This window comes from Pseudoalteromonas sp. Z1A6 (assembly GCF_011378745.1).
Lineage (GTDB): Bacteria > Pseudomonadota > Gammaproteobacteria > Enterobacterales > Alteromonadaceae > Pseudoalteromonas > Pseudoalteromonas arctica.
In genome coordinates this window covers 1-1,709 of record NZ_WTKW01000549.1, presented here as the reverse complement: position 1 = coordinate 1,709, position 1,709 = coordinate 1, and the positions used below count along the sequence as shown (strand labels likewise).

General features: G+C 36.5%; 1 protein-coding gene and 1 pseudogene. Both read right to left on the bottom strand.

Annotation, left to right across the window (positions count from 1 at the left end; all coding sequences use genetic code 11):
* Positions 1 to 408: pseudogene (locus GQR46_RS19360) on the bottom strand (hypothetical protein); the annotation flags it as partial.
* A 100-nt stretch (positions 409 to 508) separates the two neighbouring features.
* Complete coding sequence (locus GQR46_RS19355; protein ID WP_165742161.1) at positions 509 to 1,498, bottom strand: hypothetical protein; 990 nt, start codon at positions 1,496 to 1,498, stop codon at positions 509 to 511.
* Positions 1,499 to 1,709: the final 211 nt, after the last annotated feature.

Here is a 1,709-nt window from a genome sequence, read left to right as displayed (position 1 = left end):
TTTTCTGTCAAAGTATATTTGTTTTTTGGGGATGTAACTGTCTGTTAGTGGCAGTAAATTAAGAAAAAACAGATTCCACGAAAAAGTAAGTGCCGGCACCCACCAATGATAAGGCTCCTCGGAGTAAGTCATCACAATACAAGAGAATAAAAATAACAAACTTAAAACAAAGCCAATAGCCATAGGACCAAAAAGCAAAGCTCTAGCGGGACTATTCCCGCACATTTCTATTTTATATCGCTCTGGATGTTTTTGTATTGCTTTTTGCTTTCTTGCAGGTAAATCATATAAATAGCATAAACCTTTGAATTTTTTCTTGAGGCTATTTAATCTCTCAGGGTAAAAAAAACAATTAAACCGCGTTTTTTTAGGCATGATATCAACAGCTAGGTAGTCATTATTTTGCATTAGAGCCCTTTACTTTGCTTACCTAGGGAATTTGGAAGACCTAGATTTGAAATCCTTTTCTATTTGTTAACTTACCATAAACGGTGAAGGGTTAGTAACCTCAAGGAAAACCGATAAAAAGCTGAAGCGCAAGATGCTTTGCTTTATATTTCCACGTTAATTGCTCTATGCGCTCTGGTTCTGCTTTCCAATGCAGCCAAGGTTTAATTACTTCTTCACGCTCTCTACCTTTAAGCCAATCAAATGGAAATGCTTCACTCAGAATTTCCTCTTCAATTTCTAATTGCTGCGAAAACGAAAATGAGGACCAAAACTCATCAGGCCGATTATTCCTCTTATCAAATTCAGCTGTGATAAAGTCTAGATGTCGGTGCTTTTCGTATTCTGGTACATCAGGCAAGGGCTTACTTAAATCCATAAAGCGTACATAACACTCCCACAATAAATAACAATGCACTGGATTGGCTGAAAGTTCTACAACTGAACCGGTTACTATTGTTTTAGGGTACTTATCTTGATCAATATGACTAATTTCTGGAAAGTAATTCATTACACCCGGCGTGCCCATTTTCGAGGTTAACCTGCAAACAACCTCTTCCCATCTAAAACAACAGTTACCTAACTCATCGCGTTGTTCACAACCTGGTATATCAAAAGTAAACCCGACCGTTTGGTTTTGCCTATCAAGGTACATCACCCTATCTGGTATGTATCTTGCTGTGATCGGTAATAAATTTAAGAAGAATAAATTCCAAGAAAAGGTAACAAGTGGTATCCACCACTGATATTTTTCACCCTCATCATAAAATGGAAGTGATAAAATACTAATTAATGTAACAAAGCTTAATACAGCCCCTATAGCCATTGGCCCAAATAAAATGGCTTTTATAGGGTTATTGCCACAAGGCGCTATTTTATATTGCTCTTTTTTATTCGCGTAAATATGCCTATCTTGATTTAGCCAACGTCGAAAAAAGCATAACCCTCTAAATTCGCTTCCCTTATTTATTATTCGGTGAGCTTCAAAGAAGCGATTAAACTTCGTTTTCTTTGGCATTATTCCAACACCAAAGTAATTATTTTTTTGCATCAGGTTCCTTTGCTTTAATAAACCTAGACAGCACTTGTGCCACCTAGGTTTAAATTCCATTTTTAATTATTATCAGAATCCCAGTTGCATGCTATAAATATAATCATCTTTAAGGTATTCCCATAAACAACTGCAGTGCTAAACGCTTTGCTTTGTATTTCCAGGTTAGTTTTTCAATACGCTCAGGCTCACCTTTAAAGTGTAACCAAGG

What these genes read in the sequence shown, in the direction of transcription:
- GQR46_RS19355 (WP_165742161.1), bottom strand. Translation starts at nt 1,498, where the DNA reads ATGCAAAAAAATAATTACTTTGGTGTTGGAATAATGCCAAAGAAAACG.